Annotated in this window: 23 protein-coding genes and 2 tRNA genes; 21 read left to right on the top strand and 4 right to left on the bottom strand. The window is 51.0% G+C overall.

Annotation, left to right across the window (positions count from 1 at the left end; all coding sequences use genetic code 11):
• The first annotated feature begins 73 nt into the window (after positions 1–73).
• The 10 genes from ybgC to ACNA7P_RS00080 all read left to right on the top strand — a co-directional run bounded on the left by ybgC (position 74) and on the right by ACNA7P_RS00080 (position 7,923).
• On the top strand, positions 74–478 hold the full coding sequence (gene ybgC / locus ACNA7P_RS00125) for a tol-pal system-associated acyl-CoA thioesterase (RefSeq protein WP_416256569.1): 405 nt from the start codon (positions 74–76) through the stop codon (positions 476–478).
• Positions 468–1,181: a protein TolQ gene (tolQ, locus tag ACNA7P_RS00120; protein ID WP_416256568.1), complete on the top strand. Its 714-nt coding sequence runs from the start codon at positions 468–470 to the stop codon at positions 1,179–1,181. Before ybgC ends, tolQ begins: the two co-directional genes overlap by 11 nt.
• 2 nt (positions 1,182–1,183) lie before the next feature.
• Positions 1,184–1,612: a protein TolR gene (gene tolR, locus ACNA7P_RS00115; RefSeq protein ID WP_416256567.1), complete on the top strand. Its 429-nt coding sequence runs from the start codon at positions 1,184–1,186 to the stop codon at positions 1,610–1,612.
• A gap of 3 nt (positions 1,613–1,615) precedes the next feature.
• A complete protein-coding gene (gene tolA / locus ACNA7P_RS00110) occupies positions 1,616–2,539 on the top strand; it encodes a cell envelope integrity protein TolA (RefSeq protein ID WP_416256566.1) in 924 nt (307 codons plus the stop codon).
• Positions 2,540–2,550: 11 nt separating this feature from the next.
• The gene (tolB, locus tag ACNA7P_RS00105; RefSeq protein WP_416256565.1) at positions 2,551–3,915 is read left to right on the top strand and encodes a Tol-Pal system beta propeller repeat protein TolB; all 1,365 of its coding nucleotides are present in this window, start codon (positions 2,551–2,553) and stop codon (positions 3,913–3,915) included.
• 163 nt (positions 3,916–4,078) lie between these two features.
• Entirely contained in the window at positions 4,079–4,612 is a 534-nt protein-coding gene (gene pal / locus ACNA7P_RS00100) for a peptidoglycan-associated lipoprotein Pal (RefSeq protein ID WP_416256684.1), read from the top strand.
• A gap of 159 nt (positions 4,613–4,771) precedes the next feature.
• The gene (ybgF, locus tag ACNA7P_RS00095) at positions 4,772–5,542 is read left to right on the top strand and encodes a tol-pal system protein YbgF (RefSeq protein WP_416256564.1); all 771 of its coding nucleotides are present in this window, start codon (positions 4,772–4,774) and stop codon (positions 5,540–5,542) included.
• Positions 5,543–5,717: 175 nt separating this feature from the next.
• Positions 5,718–5,793, top strand: a tRNA-Lys gene (locus tag ACNA7P_RS00090).
• A 67-nt stretch (positions 5,794–5,860) separates the two neighbouring features.
• Positions 5,861–6,907 carry a quinolinate synthase NadA gene (gene nadA, locus ACNA7P_RS00085; RefSeq protein ID WP_416256563.1) on the top strand — a complete coding sequence of 349 codons (1,047 nt, stop codon included), beginning with the start codon at positions 5,861–5,863 and terminating at the stop codon, positions 6,905–6,907.
• A 107-nt stretch (positions 6,908–7,014) separates the two neighbouring features.
• Positions 7,015–7,923 carry an NAD(P)H-binding protein gene (locus ACNA7P_RS00080; protein ID WP_416256562.1) on the top strand — a complete coding sequence of 303 codons (909 nt, stop codon included), beginning with the start codon at positions 7,015–7,017 and terminating at the stop codon, positions 7,921–7,923.
• A gap of 3 nt (positions 7,924–7,926) precedes the next feature.
• Here ACNA7P_RS00080 and ACNA7P_RS00075 read toward each other — a convergent pair whose 3' ends face one another.
• Positions 7,927–8,070 (bottom strand): DUF3149 domain-containing protein, encoded by a 144-nt coding sequence (locus ACNA7P_RS00075; protein WP_416256561.1) that lies wholly within the window; start codon positions 8,068–8,070, stop codon positions 7,927–7,929.
• A 91-nt stretch (positions 8,071–8,161) separates the two neighbouring features.
• On the opposite strand from ACNA7P_RS00075, the gene ACNA7P_RS00070 reads away from it, so the two are divergent.
• From ACNA7P_RS00070 to ACNA7P_RS00025, 10 genes are all read left to right on the top strand, one after another.
• Positions 8,162–9,556: an SLC13 family permease gene (locus ACNA7P_RS00070; protein ID WP_416256560.1), complete on the top strand. Its 1,395-nt coding sequence runs from the start codon at positions 8,162–8,164 to the stop codon at positions 9,554–9,556.
• A gap of 176 nt (positions 9,557–9,732) precedes the next feature.
• Positions 9,733–10,281 (top strand): Na+/H+ antiporter subunit E, encoded by a 549-nt coding sequence (locus ACNA7P_RS00065; RefSeq protein WP_416256559.1) that lies wholly within the window; start codon positions 9,733–9,735, stop codon positions 10,279–10,281.
• On the top strand, positions 10,274–10,594 hold the full coding sequence (locus ACNA7P_RS00060) for a monovalent cation/H+ antiporter complex subunit F (RefSeq protein ID WP_416256558.1): 321 nt from the start codon (positions 10,274–10,276) through the stop codon (positions 10,592–10,594). Before ACNA7P_RS00065 ends, ACNA7P_RS00060 begins: the two co-directional genes overlap by 8 nt.
• Positions 10,594–10,887 (top strand): cation:proton antiporter, encoded by a 294-nt coding sequence (locus ACNA7P_RS00055; RefSeq protein WP_416256557.1) that lies wholly within the window; start codon positions 10,594–10,596, stop codon positions 10,885–10,887. The genes ACNA7P_RS00060 and ACNA7P_RS00055 overlap by 1 nt, the downstream gene beginning before the upstream one ends.
• Positions 10,884–12,053: a hydrogenase subunit MbhD domain-containing protein gene (locus ACNA7P_RS00050; RefSeq protein ID WP_416256556.1), complete on the top strand. Its 1,170-nt coding sequence runs from the start codon at positions 10,884–10,886 to the stop codon at positions 12,051–12,053. The genes ACNA7P_RS00055 and ACNA7P_RS00050 overlap by 4 nt, the downstream gene beginning before the upstream one ends.
• A complete protein-coding gene (locus ACNA7P_RS00045; RefSeq protein WP_416256555.1) occupies positions 12,046–12,471 on the top strand; it encodes an NADH-quinone oxidoreductase subunit K in 426 nt (141 codons plus the stop codon). Before ACNA7P_RS00050 ends, ACNA7P_RS00045 begins: the two co-directional genes overlap by 8 nt.
• Complete coding sequence (locus ACNA7P_RS00040) at positions 12,468–13,925, top strand: complex I subunit 5 family protein (RefSeq protein ID WP_416256554.1); 1,458 nt, start codon at positions 12,468–12,470, stop codon at positions 13,923–13,925. Before ACNA7P_RS00045 ends, ACNA7P_RS00040 begins: the two co-directional genes overlap by 4 nt.
• Positions 13,922–15,439, top strand: a complete 1,518-nt coding sequence (locus tag ACNA7P_RS00035; protein ID WP_416256553.1) for a complex I subunit 5 family protein — start codon at positions 13,922–13,924, stop codon at positions 15,437–15,439. Before ACNA7P_RS00040 ends, ACNA7P_RS00035 begins: the two co-directional genes overlap by 4 nt.
• Positions 15,436–16,725, top strand: coding sequence for a proton-conducting transporter membrane subunit (locus ACNA7P_RS00030; RefSeq protein WP_416256552.1), 1,290 nt, complete (start codon positions 15,436–15,438; stop codon positions 16,723–16,725). The genes ACNA7P_RS00035 and ACNA7P_RS00030 overlap by 4 nt, the downstream gene beginning before the upstream one ends.
• Positions 16,726–16,949: 224 nt before the next feature.
• Positions 16,950–18,995, top strand: a complete 2,046-nt coding sequence (locus ACNA7P_RS00025) for an alkaline phosphatase family protein (RefSeq protein WP_416256551.1) — start codon at positions 16,950–16,952, stop codon at positions 18,993–18,995.
• 145 nt (positions 18,996–19,140) lie between these two features.
• Here the strand turns inward: ACNA7P_RS00025 and ACNA7P_RS00020 are convergent, their stop codons facing one another.
• From ACNA7P_RS00020 to asnA, 3 genes are all read right to left on the bottom strand, one after another.
• Positions 19,141–21,102, bottom strand: coding sequence for an alpha/beta hydrolase family protein (locus ACNA7P_RS00020; protein ID WP_416256550.1), 1,962 nt, complete (start codon positions 21,100–21,102; stop codon positions 19,141–19,143).
• 187 nt (positions 21,103–21,289) lie between these two features.
• Positions 21,290–21,380 (bottom strand) — tRNA-Ser (locus ACNA7P_RS00015).
• A 117-nt stretch (positions 21,381–21,497) separates the two neighbouring features.
• Positions 21,498–22,469: an aspartate--ammonia ligase gene (asnA, locus tag ACNA7P_RS00010; RefSeq protein ID WP_416256549.1), complete on the bottom strand. Its 972-nt coding sequence runs from the start codon at positions 22,467–22,469 to the stop codon at positions 21,498–21,500.
• Positions 22,470–22,705: 236 nt separating this feature from the next.
• Here asnA and asnC point away from each other — a divergent pair, with 236 nt between their 5' ends.
• Positions 22,706–23,152: a transcriptional regulator AsnC gene (gene asnC, locus ACNA7P_RS00005; RefSeq protein WP_416256548.1), complete on the top strand. Its 447-nt coding sequence runs from the start codon at positions 22,706–22,708 to the stop codon at positions 23,150–23,152.
• The last annotated feature ends 123 nt before the right edge of the window (positions 23,153–23,275 follow it).

Below are 23,275 nucleotides of genomic sequence, written 5' to 3'. Positions count from 1 at the left end.
TTCAGGTATAGTGTTTGCCTGCTACTCAGAAACTGAAAAGCAATAATAAAAGCAACGCGCTTAGGAGTAGAGTTTGCAAGCATTTTACTGGCCCGTACGAATTTACTACGAAGACACCGATGCCGGTGGCATTGTTTATTATGCGAACTATCTGAAATACTGTGAGCGAGCGCGCACCGAATGGCTGCGTGCGCTTGGGGTTGAACAAGATACTTGGCTTACTACGAAAATCGGTTTTGTGGTTCGCAAAGTGGGGCTTGATTTACGTGCTCCAGCCCGTTTTAATGATGCTCTGCAAGTAAGTGTAGAACCAGAAAAGATAGGCCGTGCATCAATCGATTTCGTGCAAAATATTAGTAATCAGCGCGATGAATTATTGTGTGTTGCTGAAGTCAAAGCAGCATGCGTCAATTTAGTAACAATGAAACCGGTAGCAATACCGGCGGAAATTTTAGAGGTAATCAGGCGTGGAAGCTGATATGTCGTTTCTTGGCTTATTTTTAGAAGCCAGCTTAGTAGTAAAAGCAGTAATGATCCTGTTGGTTTTGATGTCGATTTTATCTTGGGCACTCATCTTCCAACGCCGCAAAATTTTAGATCAGGCACAAAGCGAAGCAAGCCAATTTGAAGAACGCTTCTGGTCGGGAGTAGATCTCGCAAAACTGTATAAAGAAATTTCTGTGAAGGGCGGCAAAATAAAAGGCTCCGAGCACTTATTTCATAGTGGTTTCCGTGAGTTTGCCCGGTTACGGCAGGTTCGCAACATGGATAACTTGAGCGTGATGTCTGGCACCCAGCGGGCCATGCGCGTTGCGCATAGCCGGGAAATGGACCGCTTAGAAAAGCACTTAACTGTGCTAGCCACCATTGGTTCTATTAGCCCATATATCGGTTTGTTCGGTACGGTATGGGGCATCATGAATGCCTTTATCGCCCTTGGTAGCGTGCAACAAGCAACCTTACAAATGGTAGCGCCTGGGATTGCTGAAGCATTGATAGCAACCGCAATGGGTTTGTTCGCGGCAATTCCAGCTGTTATTGCGTATAACAAATTCGCCAACCAAGTAGGCGTAATTGATGGTAACTACATCAACTTCGCCGAAGAATTCACTGGTATATTGCAGCGCCAAGTTGTGTCATCAGCACCTGCACCTTCACCGTTGCGGGAGCAGGAGGCCTAACTATGGAAGCCTTTATTGCGCGGCGGCGCAAAAAACCGGTATCGGAAATTAATGTAGTGCCCTACATTGACGTTATGTTGGTGCTACTGATTATTTTCATGGTAACCGCACCTTTAATTACCCAAGGGGTAGATGTAGATTTGCCGCAAGCGAGTGCCGAACCTATTAACGATGATGGCAAATTGCCGTTAGTGGCCTCGGTAGATGCCGAGGGGAACTACTACATCAACATTGGTGGCGATCAGGAACAAGCCATGTCGGCTGCCGATGTGGCCACCTTAGTGGCAGCGCATTTGCAACTAGAACCTGAAACGCCAGTTGTAGTGCGTGGCGATGGCGCCGTTTCGTATAATCAGGTACTGCAACTGATGGTATTGTTGCAGCGCGCTGGGGCTGAACGTGTAGGCCTCATGACCCGGCCGCCGGAGTAAGTAATGGCGAAGAAACGTTTGCGCATGCCGCAGCTGAGCAAGAATGTAGCTTGGAAACCAGTAGGCTATTCTGTACTGCTGCATGTAGGGTTAGTAGGGGCGATGGTGGTGAGTATGGAATTTACCCCAGCCCCAAAAGATTCACCGCAATTAAGTAGCCCGAGTATTAGTGAGGTTACCCCCGCGCCACAAGAAATTGTGCGTGCGGTAGCGGTAGAGCAAGCGGCGGTAGAAGCACAAGTACAACGTATTCGTGATCAGCGCGAAGCGGAACGGCGTGCCGAGCAACAGCGTGTTGCTGATATAGAACGGCGAGCACGGGAAGCAGAACAACGGCGCCAGCGCGAAGAACAGCGCGCGCGAGAAGTGGCTGCGGAGCGTGAGCGTGCCGCAGAGCAAGCCCGCCGTGAGCGCGAGCAGGCGCAACGTGAGCAGGCAGAAGCCGAGCGGCAACGGGAAGAAGCTGCCGAGCGATTACGCCAGCAGCAAGAAGCTGAACGCAAAGCACAAGAAGAGCGCGAGCGCTTAGAAGCGGAGCGGCGCGCGCAAGAACAAGCAGCGCGCGAGCGAGCCGAGCGTGAGCGGCAGTTACAAGAGCGCTTAGCGCAAGAACAAGCGCAACGTAACCAAGCGCGGCAACAACGAGTGTTAACAGAAGTAGAGCGTTATCAAGCATTGATTCGCAGCGCAATTCAGCGGAACTGGATTACTGATGCGAGTATGCGTGGTAAATCCTGCGTACTTACCATTAGTATGGCGCGAGATGGATTTGTAACCAATGTACAAGTAGGGGAAGGCGATCGGGCAGTATGTGATTCCGCCCGCGCAGCAGTGTTACGTGCCGGTAATTTGCCAATATCGGAAGACCCAGACGTGTATGAACAATTACGTAGTTTCCGCTTGCGAGTAGAACCGCAGTTTAATTAATTGGAGTAAAGATGAAACGATTACTGACAGGTTGGATAGTTGTGTTTGCTGCGTTGGCCTTTACTGCCAACACAGCACAAGCGCAAAGCACGCTAGAAATCGTTATCACCGAGGGCCAAGATAGCGCTCGGCCGCTGGCTGTGGTGCCATTTCAATGGCTAGGTGAAGGCGAAGCCCCTTATGATTTTGCGGAAATTATCGTGGCTGATTTACGCCGTAGTGGGCGCTTCAACCCAATTTCTTCGCGCGATATGCCAAGCTTTCCTGGTAAAGATACTGAAGTAAGTGATTATTCAGTATGGGCCCGCTTAGGGATTGAGGCCATGCTAGTGGGCGAGGTGAGTGTGTTATCGGGTGATCGTTATCAGGTTACCTACGAGCTTATCGACCCGCTGCGTGGCCAGATTACCGGCGGTACTGCGCAAGCACTGGTAGATGGCCAGCTAGTAGATAGTAATGATCATGTGATTGAAGGGCGTAGCTCGGTAGTAAACCCGAATCAGTTCCGCCAGTATGCGCACCGCATTTCTGATGTAGTGTATGAGGCGTTAACCGGCGAGCGCGGCGCGTTTCTTACTCGCATTGCCTATATTTATGTTGATCTCGATTTAGAAAACCCATATCACTTGATGGTAAGTGATTACGATGGCTATAACGAACGGGTTTTGTTGCGCTCGCCACAGCCATTAATGTCACCAACTTGGTCACCAGATGGGAATCGTTTAGCTTATGTGAGTTTCGAGAACGGCCGGCCAGAAATTTTTATGCAGGATATTTATACTACCCAGCGTGAAAAATTAACTTCGTTCCCAGGTATAAACGGTTCGCCAGCATGGTCGCCAGATGGCCGGCGTATGGCGATGGTACTTTCTAAAGATGGCGCACCGAATATCTACATTATGGATATTGCCAGCCGCCGCTTGGAGCAAATCACCGATCATTGGCGCATCGATACCGAACCCTACTGGACACCAGATGGTAATTCACTAGTGTTTACCTCTGAACGAGGTGGGCGCGCGCAAACGTATCGGGTAGATCTCGATTCCAAGCGTATTCGCCGGGTAACCTTTACGGGTGAAGCTAACCTTGGTGGGGTAGTTACCCCAGATGGGCGCGGCTTAGTTGTTGTTAATCGTGATAATGGGAAGTTCCACATTGGTCGGCAAGATTATCCAAGCGGCAATTTCCAGATCCTCACGGAAACCAGCTTGGATGAATCGCCAAGCGTGGCACCAAACGGTAGCATGATCATCTATAGTACTACTTATAACGGTAAGCAAGTGTTAGCGTTGGTATCAATGGATGGCCGCTTCCGTGCACGTTTACCTTCTCGTGATGGTGAAGTGAAGGGGCCTGCTTGGTCCCCATTTCTCTAATTGAGAAAACGTGATATTTTGATCGCAAATAATGAGTAAATGATTCAAGCAACTCGGTTTACACGGAAAAAATAAAGTAGCCTGCGGTTTTACAATGGATAGAAACACACTTAGATTCATTTCATAACTTTAGAACAGGATCGTACCCATGCAGTTACAAAATGTGCAGTTAAATAAATTAGTAAAAGCGTTAGCGTTAACCGTATCGATCGCAACCTTAGCAGCATGTTCAAGCTCGCCAGATAGCGATGTAGACAGCAGCACCACAGGTACCACCGGTGATGGGCGTGCGCCTTCTGGTGTGCAAACTGGCGCAGCAGATCGTCAACTTAGCCCGGAAGAGCAGCGCCAAGAGCGGTATGCAGAGTTGCGCCAAGATCAAGTAATCTATTTTGATTTTGATACTTCAGATATCCGTAGCGAATTTGCTGAATTGTTAGCGGCGCATGCTGATTATTTAGTGCGTAACCCATCAGTTACCGTGGTAATTGAAGGCCACACAGACGAGCGCGGTACGCCAGAGTACAACATTGCATTAGGTGAACGCCGTGCAAATGCAACCGCAGCTTACATGCGTAATCTAGGTGTATTATCTTCACAAATTACCACGGTATCATTTGGTGAAGAGAAACCATTAGCACGCGGCAACAACGAACGTGCATGGTCGCAAAACCGTCGGGCAGTATTGGTATACTAAGCTCGGCTGCGTACATGCAAGTGCGTAAGTAGGTTTAGTTCAAGCAAGCAGCTTTGCTGAAAGGTAACTTTCGGCATCGCTGTTTGTGTTGTTAGGTAAAAGCAAAGCGCGTTATTCACGTAGCGCTTTTAATTACCCATAGAACGGGAATCAGAATAGATGAAACTTTCAGGATTGGTGATTGCCATCAGCTTAACAGGCATGCTGGTAAGTACTGCAGCATACAGCCAAGGTGCGCCAGTAGTTCGTGCCAGTGGTCAAAGTGGTAGTGAAACCGTGCAAGAGCGGCTGGATAGGCTTGAGCGGATGCTCGCAGGCCGAACTCAGGGCCAGGCTGAAATGATGGAACAACTGAACCGTTTGCAGCGTGAACTGAGTGATTTGCGGGGCACTGCTGAAGAGCATGCGCATCAATTAGAGCAAATATTGCAGCGGCAACGCGATATCTACCAAGAGTTAGATCGTTTAGCGGAACAGTTACGTTCCGGCGCTGGGGCGAGTGCAACAACCGCAGCACCAAGCTTAACAACGAGTAGCGTGAGTTTTTCTGAAAACCGTAGTGAAAATGCGGATTATGACCGTGCGGTGGCGCTGGTGCTACAAGAACGTAATTATGATCAAGCAATACCTTTATTTCATTCGTTCTTAGAAACGTACCCAGGTTCTTCTTACACCAGTAACGCGCATTATTGGCTGGGGCAGCTATACTACGCCCAAGAAAACTACCCAGATGCGATTACGCACTTTACTACCGTAGTAGAGCAATTCCCTGATTCAAGCAAAAGAGCGGATTGTATTTTAAAACTAGGCCTTATTGCAGCAAACCAGAACAACCGCGATAGAGCGCGTCGATTCTTCAATCAAGTGCGCTCTGAGTATCCAAATTCCACTGAAGCGGGAATGGCAGCGCGGCAGTTGGAAGGGTTATAAGCAGCAGAAAGTTAAAGAAAAGTTAGAAAAAACACGATTTCGGTTAATTTCCGAGCGAAAGCACCAGTAATTGCAAAAAATGCCAAGTATCGGCGGTTTTTTTCTTGCACCGAAGCGAGATTTCAGTAAACTATGCCGCCGTTGCCACAGCAAAGTGGGAACACAGTTTGGCAGTGGGTCGTTAGCTCAGTTGGTAGAGCAGTTGACTTTTAATCAATTGGTCGCAGGTTCGAATCCTGCACGACCCACCATCTTTCTCGATTTCCCAGCGCATAAGAGCTATAATACCCGCCCTTGTAAATGAGTGTGTGGAGAGTTATGGCGCAAACACAAGTAATAGCTCCGTTGGAGTTTGATTTCCCAGCGAAGCCAAAGCCGCTCAGCGATGCGGAGAAGCAGGCACACCGTGAACGCATTAAAGCACTTTTAGTAGAGAAAAATGCAGTTCTGGTAGCCCATTATTATACCGATCCGGAAATTCAGGCTTTAGCTGAAGAAACCGGCGGGTGTGTTGCCGATTCTCTAGAAATGGCGCGCTTCGGTGCAACCCATGATGCGCAAACGCTGATTGTGGCCGGGGTTCGCTTTATGGGCGAAACCGCGAAAATCCTTACGCCAGAAAAAACGGTGTTAATGCCTACCCTAGAAGCTACGTGCTCGCTCGATTTAGGCTGCCCAATTGAAGAATTCTCAGCGTTTTGTGATCAGCATCCCGATCACACAGTGGTGGTGTATGCAAATACCTCAGCAGCGGTAAAAGCGCGGGCGGATTGGGTGGTTACTTCATCAATTGCAGTAGAGTTGATTGAGCACCTCGATAGCCAAGGCGAAAAAATACTGTGGGCACCAGATCGCCATTTGGGTGGATACCTCGCTAAGAAAACTGGCGCCGATATGGTGCTTTGGCAGGGTGCCTGTATCGTGCATGATGAATTTAAAGCCAATTCCTTGCGCCAACTGAAACAGCAACATCCAGAAGCGGCGGTGTTGGTGCATCCGGAATCCCCCCAAGCCATTGTTGATATGGCCGATGCGGTAGGCTCTACTTCACAGCTGATTAAAGCTAGCCAAGAATTGCCGCATGAGCATTTTATTGTAGCTACCGATAAAGGTATCTTTTATAAAATGCAGCAGCTATCTCCAGAGAAGGTGTTTGTAGAGGCTCCAACCGGCGGTAACGGCGCTACGTGCCGAAGCTGTGCCCATTGCCCTTGGATGGCGATGAATGGCTTAGCGGCGATTGAGAACGCCCTAGTGCACGGTGGTGCAATGCATGAAATTCATGTAGATGCAGCGCTTGGGGAGCGCGCGATGCAGCCGTTGAATCGGATGTTGGATTTCGCCAAAACCCTAACTAAGAAATAAGATACTGCGGAATTTTATGCAGTTTAAGAGTAAAGTAAAACGCAGCGCTTCGGTGCTGCGTTTTGCGTACTAACAGCAAAAACTGAATACAGGTATAAGGATCGTTTATGCAATCAGAACATGAACTCGAGAATGATGATCACTGTGGTGTAGAGCATGGTGAAATTTACGCTGATGACGAGCAACCACGCGCGTTGTTACTCGGTTATGGTGATATAGCAAGCCGCTTGGCGCCGTTATTACAAGAGATTGGCTTCGCGGTTACCGGTGTGCGGCGCAAACCAGAACGCGCTATTGCAGTTGCGGGTGTAGATGTTCGTGCAGGGGATTTACAGCACGCGGAAACCTTTACCGAGTTGTTGGCCGAAGATTGGGATTTAGTTGTGCTTACCCTTACGCCAAGCTCGTACAGCGGCGAAGGTTATCAACAAGGTTATGTGGTGCCAGTGCAACATCTTGTGCAGCAGTTATCCGCGCAAGTAAGTGATAACTATCAACCACTCATCCTGTATGTAGGGAGCACCAGCGTGTATGGCCAACGCGATGGCAATTGGGTGGATGAAAATTCGCTTACCGAGCCGGATTCGGAAACCGGCAAAATGCTATTAGCAGCGGAAAATGCGTTGCGTGAAAGCGCGCTGAATAGCGTAATTGTGCGTGCTGCCGGGATTTACGGGCCGGGCCGGGAACGTATGTATCAGGCACTGCGAGAGGGGAATTATACCATTACCCCTACTTGGCATAACCGTATTCATGCCGATGATTTAGCCGGCGCTTTAGAGCATCTTGCCTTGCAAAGCTTCATGGGTGCCGAGCTCGATGAGGTGTACATTGCCTGTGAAGATACGCCACTGTACGGCGAAAATTATGTACGCCAACTGGCCCATGAACTCGATTTGGATGCCAATACGCTGCTCGCACAGTTACCAACCTCAAATGAAGTTGGCCCGCGGGGCAATAAACGCCTTAGTAATGCGCGCTTACGTGCTACCGGTTGGGAATCAGGCGGCGCTTAGCTGTTAGCTGGCATCACTGCTCGATTCATCTTTGATTTTGTAGATGAAATAGATCGCATAAAAAATGCAGATCCCTAAAACTACAGCTAAACCAGTGAAAGAAAAGAAAATAACTGGATCGCGAAAGAAATCTTGTAGTAGGTTCATTGTGAAAACCCTCTTATTGGTTGGAATATGTGCAGTATAAAAGGTGTTTTGCTGCGCTGAGATGACGCAGATCAATATTAAGGAAGGAAAAGTGAGCGAATTAGCCAACAAGCCAACATTAGCGGTGAGCCATATCGCCTTAGGGCCTATTATCGCCGCTATTGCCTATGCCGTAGCAACAATGTCGGGCATGGCTGCGCCAGCCGCATGGACCCTCGGGTGCGTAGTGTGGGTGGCATGGTGGTGGATTACCGAAGCCTTACCATTACCAGTAACCTCGTTGTTGCCCTTTGTGCTGCTGCCACTAGGTGGCATTCTTAGCTTTCAAGAAGCCAGCCGCTCGCTTGGCGACCACATTATTATTCTCTTCATGGGCGCGTTTATGCTCGCCAAAGCCGTAGAGGTTTCCGGTGTGCATCGGCGCATGGCGCTCAACCTGATTCGTTTTGTAGGGGCCTCAGATGGCCGCCGCTTAATCCTTTCGTTTATGATGGCTACAGCTGTGTTATCCATGTGGATTTCGAATACCGCAGCGGTACTGGCGCTGTTGCCCGTGGCCTTAGCCTTGGCAGAAGCCAGCGAAGATCACCGCTTTCAGCGCGCATTACTGCTAGGGTTAGCCTATAGCGCTTCGCTAGGTGGCGTTGCTACCTTAATTGGTACGCCACCGAATTTAATTTTCGCCTCCATTTACGAACAAATCTCGGGCGAATCCTTTGGCTTTGCACGCTGGATGGGTATTGGTGTGCCCATGGTATTGATCGGGTTACCGGTGATTGGCTTTTGGCTTACCCGCGGTTTGCAGTTGGCGATGCCACTGGAATTGCCAAAGTTGGGTACGATGAGTAGCTATGAAAAACGGGTGCTTATGGTATTCGGCGCAGTAATATTTTTATGGGTGTTTCGCACCGAGCCTTTCGGCGGCTGGACCGCAATGGTAGGCACGCCATTGGTGGGTGATTCCACCATTGCGTTAGCTGGTGTTGTGGCCATGTTTGTGGTGAGTAATGGCAAAGGTGGGCGCTTGCTAACCTGGGAGCAGGCCGTAGATATTCCGTGGGGCATTCTACTGTTGTTCGCCGGTGGCATATGCCTTGCTGCCGGCATCATGCAAAGCGGTTTAGGCGAAATTATTGGTGGCGCCTTAGGGCAATTTACTGGCATACCGCTGTGGCTGCTGGTGTTCTTGATCGCCATCAGCGTATCCTTCTTAACCGAGGTTACCTCGAATACCGCCACCGCCACGCTACTGATGCCTATACTCGCTGCCACAGCTGCTTCCAGCGGCTTGCCCATCGAAGTGCTCATGATACCCGCGGCTATCGCCTGCAGCTGCGCGTTCTGCTTACCCGTAGCAACACCACCCAACTCAATCGTATTCGCCTCAGGGCGCATCACCATCAAAGAAATGGCCCGCGAGGGCGTAATGCTCAACGTAATTCTCGCCGTAATCACTGCCTTCGTGGTGATGGTTTTTGTTGCTTAAGATTGGGGTCAGTGAGGCGCGTCTCCGTCCCCAAACTTTTTAGGGACAGAGAAAACTCACCGCCAACCCTTACGCCATATGGCGGGTAGCTCTTGGCGGCGAAGAGTGGGGTCAGTGATCGTGCTCACTGACCCCATTCTCTTGAAAAACGGTAAGAAACACCATAGATTGAAAGTATGAGGCGAAATAACTTCGGGCAGGTTTTGTTGTTGATGTTGGCACTGTGGTGGGTTCTCACCGGCAGCGCTGATGCCTTTTTTGGTCGAGGTTGGTATATAGGCTTACCCATGGCCTTGCTCGCAAGTTGGGTGGCGGTAATAGCTCGCAGCCCGAATTCCGCAAAATTCATTTCCGCAATCCAATGGCGTGGCATCCCGCAATTCATGGCTTTTTTCTTAGGCCGCTCTTTGCTCGCCGGTATAGATGTTGCCAAACGCACGTTAAGCCCTAGCATGCCGCTGCAACCAGGTTTCTACGATTATCAATTTCGTTTGCCGGAAGGCGGGCCGCAATACTTCTTTATGCTCTTGGTAAGTTTATTGCCGGGTACTTTATCGGCTGCAAAATTCCCAACCAAGCAGGCCACAACCCTACGTTTGCACGTGTTGGATACAGCATTAAATATCGCCGATGATTGCGCCGCCACCGAGCGCGTGGTGGCACGCCTATTTGGTGTGGTATTAGCCGAACAGGAAGGTGAACGAAACGGAGGCACGCATGGCTGATTTTCTTACTATTGCGGCACTCGTGCTGTTGTTATCACTATTGCTCGGATTAATTCGTGTGTGGCGTGGCCCAGGCGCTGCCGATCGTATGCTCGCTGCGCAATTGTTTGGTACTACTGGCGTGGGCATCGTATTACTACTGGCCGTGATTACTGATAATAGCGCGCTGTTTGATATCGCACTGGTACTCTCGTTGTTGGCCGCGGTTGCCATTCTTGCCTTTGTACGGCGTTTAAAACTAGAGCAAAGTGCAGCAGATACAAGCTCCCTGAGCGCTAAAACTGATACCGAAGCGATCGAGAAGGAGGGCTAATGAGTTTACTCCTAACTGTTGTGCAAATGTTCCTGATTGGTGCTGGTGTGCTGTTCTTTTTAGTTGGCAGTATCGGTTTACTGCGTTTCCCTGATACCTACACTCGCATTCATGCGCTTACCAAGGCCGATAACCTCGGCTTGGGCATGCTAATCGTGGGCTTACTGCCGTTCGCCAACTCGCCGCAACAAGCGCTAAAAATCCTGCTGTGCTGGGTGCTGATACTGGCGGCTAGTTCGGTGTCTGCATATCTGGTTGCCAACAAGCTGCAAAACGAGGAGCCAAACGCATGATCGCATTTGATATCTTGCTCGGGCTCGGTATGTTGCTGGCGGCTGCAGGCGTGTTTTGGTCGGCAGATCTGTTTCGCGCCATCGTAATGTTTGTAGTGTTTGGCGTACTATTGGCGTTGGCATGGGTGCGCTTGCAGGCTCCCGATCTGGCGCTCGCAGAGGCCGCAATTGGCGCCGGCTTAACCGGTGTATTATTGCTCGACACCTTGAGTGTGTTGCGCGCGAAGAAAACCGCTGCCGGCAAGCTGCCGCCGGTAGATCAGCAGTTGCTCAACACATTTACCAGCACTCGCGCGTGCGCTGCGCAAAATAACAATGGTGTGGGTTACGAAAACCTCCGTTTTTTGGCGGTTGGCTTGCTTGCTCTATGCATCTTAATCGCCTTGCAAGCGGCGCTATTGATGCGCCCAGAGGCTTTGGTTAATTTGCCGATCATGGTTGCCGAAGGGATCCCTGATGCGGGTATCGAACATCCGATTACCGCCGTACTGCTGAATTTCCGTAGTTACGATACCTTGTTAGAAGTAGCGGTGCTGCTGGTGGCAGTAATTATTGGCCTTTCCTTGCGTATTCCCAGCAATAGTAATGAACAACAAGCGCCCAGTACCGCATTAATTACGGCCCGGCAAGCGGCTTATGCCGGCGTAATCACTGAGGGCAGTGGTAACGATCCAATCCTGCTTAACTTCACGCAGCGTTTAATTCCCCTAGTGTTGGTAACCGGCGGCTACATATTATGGGCCGGCTCAACCATGCCAGGCGGCGCTTTTCAGGCTGGTGCCTTAATAGCTGCGGCGGGTGTTATCGCCCGTTTAGCGGGTTACAACATTGCTAGCCGCGTTGATCAACTGCTGCGGTTTGGCTTGGTACTGGGCTTCCTCGTATTTCTTACCGTTGCGGCCAGCGTGATGTTCGGCGGTAGACCATTTTTAAATTATCCCGATGGCTGGGCAGGCTCCTTAATCTTCTTTATTGAAGCCATGCTTACGTTTTCTATCGGCCTCACCTTGCTAAGTTTGTTTGTGCATTCGCCCAGCGATGGTGCCGAGCCTAATGCTAAAAGCTCGCAACGCTCTGTAAAGAGCGCTAGCAGGGTGGGCTCAGATCATGGCGTTGGTAATAAGCCACCTGGCGATAGCGGTAAAACGGAGGCTGATCATGATTAGCTTCTCGGTGGATTTATGGTACGCCGCCATCGGGGCTGCGCTCATTGCCTTGTCATTATTAGCGTTTCTGCTAAGTAAACGCCTGCTCAAGAAACTCTTGGCCTTCAATATCATGGGTTCAGGGGTGTTTTTAGTGATGGTTGGCATGGCGCAAACGCAAAACAACGGTGCTGCCGATGCGGTGCCGCAGGCGTTAGTGCTTACTGGAATTGTAGTTGCAGTTTCCGCAACAGCGCTGGCGCTCGTAGTAATTCGCCGCTTTGCTTTGGCTAGCGTGGTGGCCGCTTTGGCCGCTGAAAACAAGGGGGCGGAGAGAACGGGGTCTGACACCGCCGTCTCTGACACCACCGTCTCTGACACCGCCGTCACTGACACCGACCTCACTGACCCCAATCTCAAAAACGGTGATCCGCAATGATGCCGTTGTTGTTAATTATCCCGCTGGCGTGGGCGATATTATGCATTTTACTGCCTCACCGCTGGCTTTCGCTCACGATTCGCGCGGGGTTGTTGCTGCAAGTGGGCGCTGCATTGCTGCTCACCTTCGATGTGTATGTGAATGGCCCTATCGAGTACGCGCTTGGTGATTGGCAGGCGCCGCTGGGCATTGCCTTAATCGCGGATGGGGTAAGCGTAACGCTCATCAGTTTAAGCGCCGTTGTGGCAATGTTTGTTGCCATCTATGCGCAAAGCTATTTGCAACGTTATGAGCACGAACAAACCTATTTTTGGCCGCTGTTTTGGTTTTTATTGGCATCGTTAAATGGTATTTGGCTAGCGGGCGATCTGTTTAATTTATACGTGGGCCTCGAGTTGCTCGGGCTTGCCGCCGTGGGTATGGTTACTTTAACCGGCGAAAAGCCCGCGCTGCATGCGGCGTTGCGTTATCTGTACGCGGCATTGTTGGGCTCGCTCGCCTATTTGGCCGGCGTGGCTATTCTATACGGCACCTACGGCACCCTAGCTATTCCGCAACTTGGCGAATTGCTCGATACCAATATCAGCACCTTTGTGGCGATAGGCTTAATCAGCATCGGCTTGCTGCTGAAAACGGCCATATTCCCGTTGCACTATTGGTTACCGCCCGCCCATGGTGGCGCATTGGCACCGGTAAGTGCCTTGCTTTCTGCGCTCGTAGTAAAGGCATCGTTCTATATTTTGGCGCGCGTTTGGCTTGATATGGCGTCTGCAATCAACACCCATGTGGTGCTTTACAGCGCGGCGCAGGGCCTCGGTGTGCTGGGGGCTGGCGCCATCCTGTGGGGCAGTTGGCAGGCGTATAAAACGGCGCAAATAAAAATGCTGGTAGCCTATTCCACTGTTGCCCAGCTCGGCTATTTAATGCTCCTTTTTCCACTCACCATCGGCACTACCGCAGTGGCAGCGGGGCTCGCTTGGCAGGGTACTATGCTGCATTTGCTGGCGCATGGCTTCGCCAAAGCCGCCATGTTTATGTCTGTGGGCACATTGGTTTTGGCTATCGGCCACGGCAAAGTGAGCGATTTAGCCGGGGTAAGCCACCGTATTCCCATTTCCTTGTTCGCCTTTGGGCTTTCCGCAGTAAGTATTATGGGCCTCCCCCCAAGTGGCGGCTTTAACGCCAAATGGCTGTTGCTACAAAGTGCCATGGCTAGCCAGCAGTGGTGGTGGTTTATTTTACTGGTAGTAGGTGGCCTACTTACTGCCGCTTATGTGTTCCGTGTGTTCCGCATTTCGTTCGCGGAAAAAGCAACCCATGAGTTTTCCAGCACGCCAAATACGCTTGATTTTACCGCACTAGCACTTGCAGCAATAGCCATTGCACTCGGCTTCTTTAGCCAATGGCCACTGAGTTTGCTGCAAAGCTCCGGCTTTCAAGGAGGTGGGTTATGATTCCTGAATTCACCTTTTGGCTGCCCGTTGCCGTAATCGGCACATCGCTGCTGGCTGCGCTGATTATTTTTGCCTTGCCGGAAGCGCAGCAACGTACTCGCAGTGTTTTAAACATTGGTGCGGCGGTAATAAAGTTGCTGATTGTTGCCTATATGCTGCAGCTCATTATGGTGGGCGATATCGCCGAAACGCGCTTTGAAATTGTCCCCGGTATTGATTTTCTGCTCCGCGCAGATGCACTTTCTATGCTCTTCGCCGGCCTTTCATCGGTGCTGTGGTTGTTCACCACCTTGTATGCTATCGGCTACCTCGAAGGTTCGCCGCATCGCAGCCGCTTCTTTGGCTTCTTCAGCCTGTGTGTGGCCTCCACCATGGGCATCGCGCTAGCGGGTAATTTGTTTACCTTTTTAATCTTTTTCGAAATGCTCACGTTATCCACTTACCCATTGGTGGTGCATCGCGGTACCGAGGCGTCGTTAAAAGCGGGCCGTACTTATTTGCGTTACACCCTCAGCGGTGGCGCTGTTTTACTTACTGCGGTAGCACTATTTTATGGGCTGTTCGGTGCAGAAGCCGCAGAGTTCACAGAAGCAGGCGGTTTGCTAGCTTTTGAGCAACGAAGTGAATACAGCGTTTGGCTGATGGTGTTATTTTTCATGTTTATTGTTGGCTTAGGGGTGAAAGCTGCCTTAGTGCCATTGCACGGTTGGTTGCCTGTAGCCATGGTAGCCCCGGCCCCGGTAAGCGCATTGTTGCATGCGGTTGCGGTAGTAAAAGCTGGCGCCTTTGGCATTGTGCGGGTGGTGTACAACGTTTATGGCATTGAATTTGCTTGGCAGCTGGGAGTGCTGCTGCCGTTGGCAATAATAGCCGCTATCACTATCTTGTGGGGCTCGTTGCAGGCGCTACGGCAAATGGAGCTGAAGAAACGCTTGGCCTATTCAACCGTAAGCCAAGTTTCTTATATTGTGCTCGGGGTGTGTTTATTTGGGCCGATCGGCACCATCGGTGGCTTGGTGCATTTGTTGCACCAAGGGATTATGAAAGTAACCTTATTCTTCTGTGCCGGTAACTATGCAGAAACCCTTGGCATCCATCGTATCGATGAGCTCGATGGCTCAGGTAAGCGCATGCCACTCACCAGCATTGCCTTTACCATTGGTGCTTTTGGCATGATCGGCGTGCCGCCAACCGCAGGCTTTATTAGTAAGTGGTATCTGGCCAGTGGCGCCTTTGCCGCCGAAATGAACTGGGCAGTGCTGGTGTTGATTATCAGCAGCATGCTGAACGCAGCGTACTTTTTACCCATACTGTATCGGCTGTGGTTTAAGCCGCAGAATCAACCCTGGCCAGATGAGCAAATTGCCGCTGCGCGTTTTGAAACCCATAGTTTGTTATTGTGGCCAGTAGTGGCTACCGCAGTGTTCTCCATAGCCGCTGGATTATTCGCGGCGCATGCCTTTAGCCCGCTCACGTGGGCCACCCTAATTTCTGTACGGGAGTATCTGCCATGATCATACTGCTCGTATTGTTCCCTTTATTGTTAACGGCGTTGGTAACTGAGCAGCGCGTGCGCAAGCAATTCTGGATGTTTGCAGCGGCGCCGTTGCCGATGCTGCTGGTAGCTGCTGGATATATTTTGCATGGCGATGGCTTGGCAAGTGGCGAAACCGCATTGGTGCTGAATGCCGATTGGCTGCTACTTGGCGTGTATTGGCGTGTGTCGGGAGGGTTGGTTACTTTGCTGGCTGTCACCGCGCTGCTGTGGTTGCTGGCAGGGGTGTATAGCTGGCAAGCGTACCAAAAGAATCCAGGTGAGGCGCATTTAGCTCGCTATCTGCGTTGCTGGCTGCTTAGCCTTACCGGTAACTTTGGCGTATTGGTGGCCGGAGATATAGCTAGTTTCTATAGCTTTTTCGCCCTCATGACATTTGCCGCTTATGGCTTAGTGATTCACTTTGAAACTCGCCCTGCGTTGTTTGCTGGGCGCATCTACATCGCCATGGCTGTGCTTGGTGAAGCTTTGTTACTCAGTGGATTGCTGTGGGGAGCGCATTTAATTACCGACGATATTAGCCCGCTGCTGGGCGAACTACCGCGAGCCATTGCTGCCAGCGAGCAAGGGCCTTGGGTGGCGTTGCTGTTGTTTACCGGTTTTGGTGTGAAAGCAGGTTTGGCGGGTTTGCATTGGTGGCTGCCGCTTGCGCATCCGGTAGCGCCAACGCCAGCCAGTGCTGTGCTCAGTGGCGCCATGATCAAGGCCGGCTTAGTAGGGTGGATGTTAACCTTGCCGCTGGGCGAATTCTCAGTAATGGCTGCCGATTATAGCAACATTGCTTGGCTGGCTATTGGCCTTGGTTTAATTGGCGCATATGGTGCTGCTGCCATGGGCGTTTTTGCCCAGCAAGCGAAAACCGTTTTAGCCTATTCCAGCGTGAGCCAAATGGGCATGCTCACCTGTATGCTCGGTGTAGGCTGGTTGTATCCCCAGTTTTGGCTCGCAGTTTTTGCAGCAATGCTCGCTTTTGCCATGCACCACGGCGTGAACAAAACCCTCTTATTCCTCGGCGTTGGCATCCGCAAGCGCATACCTGCGGCATTTGTGCCATTGCTGCTTGTGCTGATGGCGATCCCGGCGCTGAACCTAATCGGCCTGCCCTTTACCAGCGGCGCCTACGCCAAAGATCTCTTCAAAGCCGTACTCACCGAACTCCCGCAACCACTGATTTACGCCATCTTCAGCTACGCCGCGCTCGCCACCACTGCTCTCATCCTGCGCTTCGCTTGGCTGCTCCGCTAAGATTGGGGTCAGTGAGCACCGTCTCCGTCCCCATTTTATTTGGGGACAGAGAAAACCGGCCGCTAGCCCACGGAACATATGCACACCGCTCTTGTGGTGGGAAGATCGGGGTCAGTGAGGCACCTCACTGACCCCGATCTCTTCAAACAGCAGAACAGGCAATGAAAATGTCATAAAAACCTGATAAATTAGCGGAATAATTCGTAATTAGGCGGTAAGTTTCTATGTCCAAAAAAGTGTGTTTGCGCCAGAGTAAGCCTTTTCCCTTAAAGGCATTAGTAGGGCTTCTTTCGGTTTCATTTTTGGCGGCCTGTGGCGGCGCCAACACCGCTAATACCAGCTCCAACCCCAGCACAGCGGTTAGCGAAGCGCAAAAACCGCGGGCAATATTGGTGAGTATCGATGCAGGTAGCGAATATCGCTTACGTAATTCCCTGCAAGAAGAGAGCATCCCGGCCTTTTATGAAGTGTTCAATCATGGCGCTTGCTCCGATTACGTGCAGCCATCATTCCCGTCGGTAACCGCAGCAGGCCACGCTGCGTTATGGACCGGCGCCTACGGAAATATCAGCAACATTAGCGCCAATAGCGTACACCCATTACCGCGCAACGAATTCACCGCATTAGCCGCTATTTCTGGTTATAGCTCAGATAATTCGAGTGCCGAACCGATTTGGATAAGTGCAGGTTTGCAGGGCTTGCGAGCCGGTGGCCACCACGTTACACAAGCACCACAAGCGCCTGGCTTTCCATCTGCCGTGGGCGATCGTACAGCGGCAAATGAAGCTGCCCGCAATCGCGTTATCGAAGGCTACCAGCAAGAACATGTGGTGGTAATGAACGGCTACAACAAGATGGTGCAAGCCGATGGCCTGCTCACCGGCGAAAATGTGCAATGGGATAATCAACCGCAGTGGCAAAATCTTAGCCAACTGAACAGCACACTCGAGCCGCAGTTTTTCTCGTTCACCAATAATGCAGGTACCTTTTATGGTGCTATCTACGGTAACGAACGCTACGAAAACATTGCTATTAATACGCAGCCTAATGCTAAAGGCGCGGTGATTGCGGCAGCTAATCCAGCCGAGCAAACAGCACCGCAACACCGTGAACTCGCGCGGCACTTTTCGGCCCCATTGCGAGTTTCCCACGAAGATGGCGCATTATTTACGCGCTTACGGTTGTTCGAAATATCTGAAAACGGCCGCGAGTTCATGCTATTTCACACTCCGATGCACATCGCAGAAACTAATCACCGCGCCGCGCAAAGTGCCTATGAAGAATATGTACAAGGTTGGTTTGGTAACTCCGCCACGCGCATGTATTCCCGCGGCGGTTTTGGCCCAACCTTCTATCAAGGTGGCGATGGTACAGCCGAAGCGCGTTATTTAGAAACCGCTGAGCTAGCAACGAAGTTATTCAATAAAGGCTCAAGCTGGATGTGGAATGAACAAGATGTTGAGCTATTGGTGGATTACTTCCCACTAGGTGATTCAATTGATCACAATCTATACGGCTATCTTGATACCAACTACCCAGATTACGATGCCGATTTAGCCGAGAAAGCCAATGCTCTACGCAACAAAACTTGGCAGTTAGTGGATTTACGCCTTCGCCATTTAATGTCGCTGGCTGAGCAAGATAACGCGGCGGTATTTGTGGTGGGCGATCATGGTATGCGGGCCAGTTGGTTGGAGTTCCGTCCGAATGTGCTTATGCAACAAGCTGGCCTGCAGTTTTTAGATGATAACGGCATGATCGATTTACATCGCAGCAAAGCGGTTTCGAATAACGGCAGCTGGATTACCGTAAATACCGAGGAATGGCGCGGTGGTATTGTGCCGCAAGAAGAGAAAGCAGCGGTTATTGCGGAAATCGTTGCCGCGCTAGAAGCGGTTACGGATGCAGATGGCAATCGTGTTATCGAAAGCATTTATGTTGCTGCCGAGCACCCTGAACTTGGTTTAGGCGGCCCAGCAGGTGGCGATGTGTACTGGAATGTAGCCGATGGCTACGAAGTAAATCGTCGCCATAACACGGCTGAAGTTACTGGCCCTACACGCCTTTGGGCCGGCCATACGCATTCTGCTACCGATCCCAACATGGGCACTTTAACCTGCGCATGGGGCGGTGGTTTCGCAGCTAACCGCATTCCAAACAGCCGACAAATCGATGTGGCGCCCACGGTATCGGAATACTTAGGCATCGCGCCACCAGCACACGCGGTGGGCCGCTCGCTGCTGCAAGAGTTGCGTGCGGCGCGCCCATAGGGCGCTTCCGCGTTCCGCCATTCCACCTAAAGAACCGCTCGAGCACATCCATGTGGCGCTATGGCCGCGCCATCCATGGCGCGGACATTTCTGTAGGTGGAATGGCTAAACGCTCGCGCGCCCTTAGGGCGTTCCCGCCGCGCTTTTACTCAGCGCTGGTATGTTTCTTCATAAATGCCAACACTCGGGTCATCATTTCCACGTTGTTTTCAACGCGGTAAAAGCCATGGCCCTCGTTTTCTACGAGCATTTCCTCGTAGGCAATGCCAGCTTCATCTAAACGTTCTTTCAGCAGGTGGTAATGATCCACGTGAGCACGCATATCTTCGGCACCGTGAGCAATAAACAGCGGCGTTTTGATGTTCGCCACGTGGTTTGTTGGTGAGCGTTCCTGCAATACCTCAGTATCGGTGCCAAGCACACGATCGAGGTAGCGCCGCCCACTTACTTGCTGTGGAATATCGCCGGTTTCTTTTATAAGTTCGAGGTCATACACACCTACAAAAGCCCACGCACAGGCATACAAATCGGGTTCGCGAACAATGCCAGAAAGGGTTGAGAAGCCACCGTAGCTTGCCCCCGCGATGCACACGGCATCTTCTTTGGCGATGCCTTGCTCAATAATCCACTGTGTACCATCGGTGATGTCGTCCTGCATTTTGCCGCCCCACTCACCGTAGCCAGAACGCTCAAAGCCAATGCCATAGCCGCCACTGCCGCGGAAGTTTATTTGCAGCACACCGAAACCATGATGGGCGAAAGCTTGCACAAAGCTATCGAACCCCCAGCGATCGCGAGGGCCGTGCGGGCCGCCATGTACGAACACTACGAAGGGAACTTCGCTGCCTTCTGCATAACCGCGAGGTAGTGTTTTATAGCCGTGCAGAGTAACCCCATCACGCGCCGTAAATTGAATGGGGTGCATTTTTTGCATTTCCGCTGGGTCTATCCATGGGCGCGAAGCCGCTAAAAAGCGCAATGCGGGCGCCTGAGTATCCAGTACGAAAAATTCGGTGGGCGCAACATCACTGGAAACCGCTACCATGGCTAAGTTGCCATCGCGGGTCCAGTTGTTAATGGTTACGCGGCTACCTTCGAACATAGCTTCGAGCTGGCGCAGCCAAACTACTTCCTGCGCGGTATCATCAATACTGTGCCATTGTGGTATGCCATCGTGGTAGCGTACGGCAAGAATTTTACTGCCCGTAACGTCAAACTTAATGCCATCCACTTCTACATGCTCACTGGGTAAAAGTGGCCGAAATTCACCGCTTGCTAGCTCAATTTGATACAGGCCGAGGTGATCATTATCGCGCGAGCGCATATACACAAAATCACCGCTGGCATCAAAGCCCACAGGAGATAAGTGGTCACTAATGTCATTGGAAAAATTCCGCCATTCCTCATCTTCCGATGGGCGCCATGAGAATTCGGGTTTCATGTCGTCATTGGTACCCATGGCAAAGCGCACCACATTATCTTGATCGGCCATCAGGAAGCCGCGGTTCAGCGGCGAAGTGGCTACTCGGTTCGAGCGCGCATTATTTACATTTAAGCGCTCTACTATCGGCCGCGGGCGATCATGCGCCCAGTGTTGCACCAAAATCCAATCCGGCTCTTCGGGTAGTAAGCTAATAATGTCCATAACCCGAAACACGCGGCTACCCGCTTGCGTACCAAACAGCTGGCGGCGATTACCACCATCGGCATTAATTGCATAAATGCGCCCCGTGCCTACCGGCTGTTCTAAGGCACCGGCTTGAATAACACTTGAGAATATCAATCGTTCATCGCTTACCCACTGCACATTCACGGGGCTTTCTTCACCACGTAATTGAAATGCCGCGGTAATAGACATAGCGTCGGGCTTACTGATATCTAACACGGCTAAACTGCGCTGCTCATCGTTGGGTACGGTAACGGCTAAGTATTTTCCGGTTGGAGATATTGCTGCATCACCAAACTCAGCATGCTGGAAAAAATGCTCTAAAGGAATATCGCTCGCATAGGCGCTGGCTAGCATGCTTAACAACAGTAGGGGAATGGTGAGCAGCATATTCAGCAGCTTGGTACGGCTAGATTTAGAAGAAATGGCATCAATCGGCATTAAGTTACTCCAGTGTTTAATGTGCATCGCACTAGGATAACGAAAATAGGCGTTCAGCAGTAGCACAGAAATGTAACATTTCATGAAAGCGTTGTTGCCGCCAATACCACCTCCCAGCTAGCATTCGGGGCGCAGGGAACCGCGCAGGCAACAAAAAACCCGCCAAAAGGCGGGTTCTCTATAATAATGGCGGATAGGGAGGGATTCGAACCCTCGATACGGGATTACCGTATACACACTTTCCAGGCGTGCGCCTTCAGCCGCTCGGCCACCTATCCACAGGCCGCGTATGTTATGGAATTCGCCGGCAGTAATCAAGTGAAACCGCTGGCTTTTTGGCTGCAAGCGCTAAAAATAGTCCGCGAGCGCGCAGATTTTGTGCCTACTGTATCGTTTTACAACAGCCCAGCATATTGCTCCCGCGTGGTAGGGCACCACACACCTTGCTGTACATAGCCAATGTGCGGTAACTGCATCATCCACATACACAAACGCGATTGGCCAATACCACCACCCACAGTTTGCGGCATTTTCTCCGCCAATAGCAGCTGATGCCAAGGTTGTTCTGCCGCACTCGAGCGTCCCGCTGCCGCGAGTTGCTGCAATAATGCCGTACGATCCACGCGAATGCCCATCGAGCTCAGCTCTAAAGACCGTTGCAAAATCGGGTTCCATACCAAAATATCACCGTTCAGCTGCCAATCATCGTAATCCGGGGCGCGCACATCATGAATTTCACCATCACTTAACTTGCCGCCAATCCCTTGAATAAATACCGCTTTGTACTCCTCAGCAATGGCATGCTCACGCTCTTTTGCCGAAAGAAATGGAAAACGTTCGCGTAGGGCTTCGGTGGTAATAAAGTGAATGTGCTCCGGCAATTCTAGTGGCGGTTCCGCACATTGATAGCTCTGCTGATAACTATCCAAGGTTGTTTTCAAGGCCGTGTACACCTTGTTAACCGTTTCATGTAACTGCTCAAGCGAACGCTGTTGCGAGGAAATTACCTGCTCCCAATCCCATTGGTCTACCAGCACCGAATGAATCTCAGAAAGCTGCTCTTCATCTGGCCGCAACGCTTTCATTTGCGCCACAATGCCTTCGCCTTCACTAAAACCATATTGGCCCAACACAGCGCGCTTCCACTTGGCAAGGGAATGCACCACCTCGTATTCCTGTTGCAGCGATTTTACCGCTACCGACACCGCTTTCTCATAGCCGGAAAGCGTATCCTGCGTGCCCTCCGTAGTGCTCGTAAGCAACGGCGCTTGCACCTCAGTAAGATTCAGTTGCGCGCACAAAGCCTCAGTAAACGAATGCTTAATGTAACGAATTTCCTGCTGACGGCTAATAAATGATGCTTTCATGGTAACTCCTTGGCGATGCACGCTGGGCTTGGTTGCCCGTTATTGGTATTTGTATTTTTACTTGCATTAACGAATGGCTATGTAAAGCAGCCTATGGTTAATAGTTTTATCTCCTTTTGGTGTGTTTGCTCAATAGCGTTTTATAAAAGAAGCGTTGCGCAATAATTTATTTAAAATATAGGGCGAATGTGTTAAAAAATATCTATATTTAGGCAGGAAAACGCGAGAAAAAGTAAATGATCGATAATTTAGATAAAAATATTCTGAACGCGTTAGCGGAAAATGCGCGGCAATCCTACGCAGAAATAGCCAAAGCCAACCAAGTATCGCCGGCAACGGTGCATGTGCGCGTAGAGAAAATGCGGAAATCCGGCATCATTACCGGCGCCCGCTTAAGCATTGATGCAAAAAAACTCGGCTACGATATCACCTGCTTTATCGGCATTATTTTGCGCCAAGCAGGCGATTACCCCTCGGCCTTGAAGAAGTTAGAAGCGTTACCGGAAGTAACCGAGGCCTACTACACCACCGGTCAATACAGCGTGCTAATTAAAGTGCTGGTGCGCAACATCGAAGATCTGCAAAAGCTGCTCATCGAACGCCTACAGGTAATCGACGAAATCCAATCCACCGAAACCCTCATCTCCCTGCAAACCCCAATTCAACGCGTAGTGCGCGCTTAAAGGCGCTGCCCGCTGGCTCGCAAAGGCGAAGGGAAGATTGGCTCCGCCAGAGACGCCGCAAGTACATCCCTGTAGGCTTGGCTGCCGCATCCATGCGGCAGACACTCTGGCTGGAGCTCAATC

Source organism: Aliidiomarina sp. (assembly GCF_047920995.1).
Taxonomy (GTDB): Bacteria; Pseudomonadota; Gammaproteobacteria; order Enterobacterales; family Alteromonadaceae; genus Aliidiomarina.
This window is presented reverse-complemented; position numbering and strand designations above follow the sequence as displayed.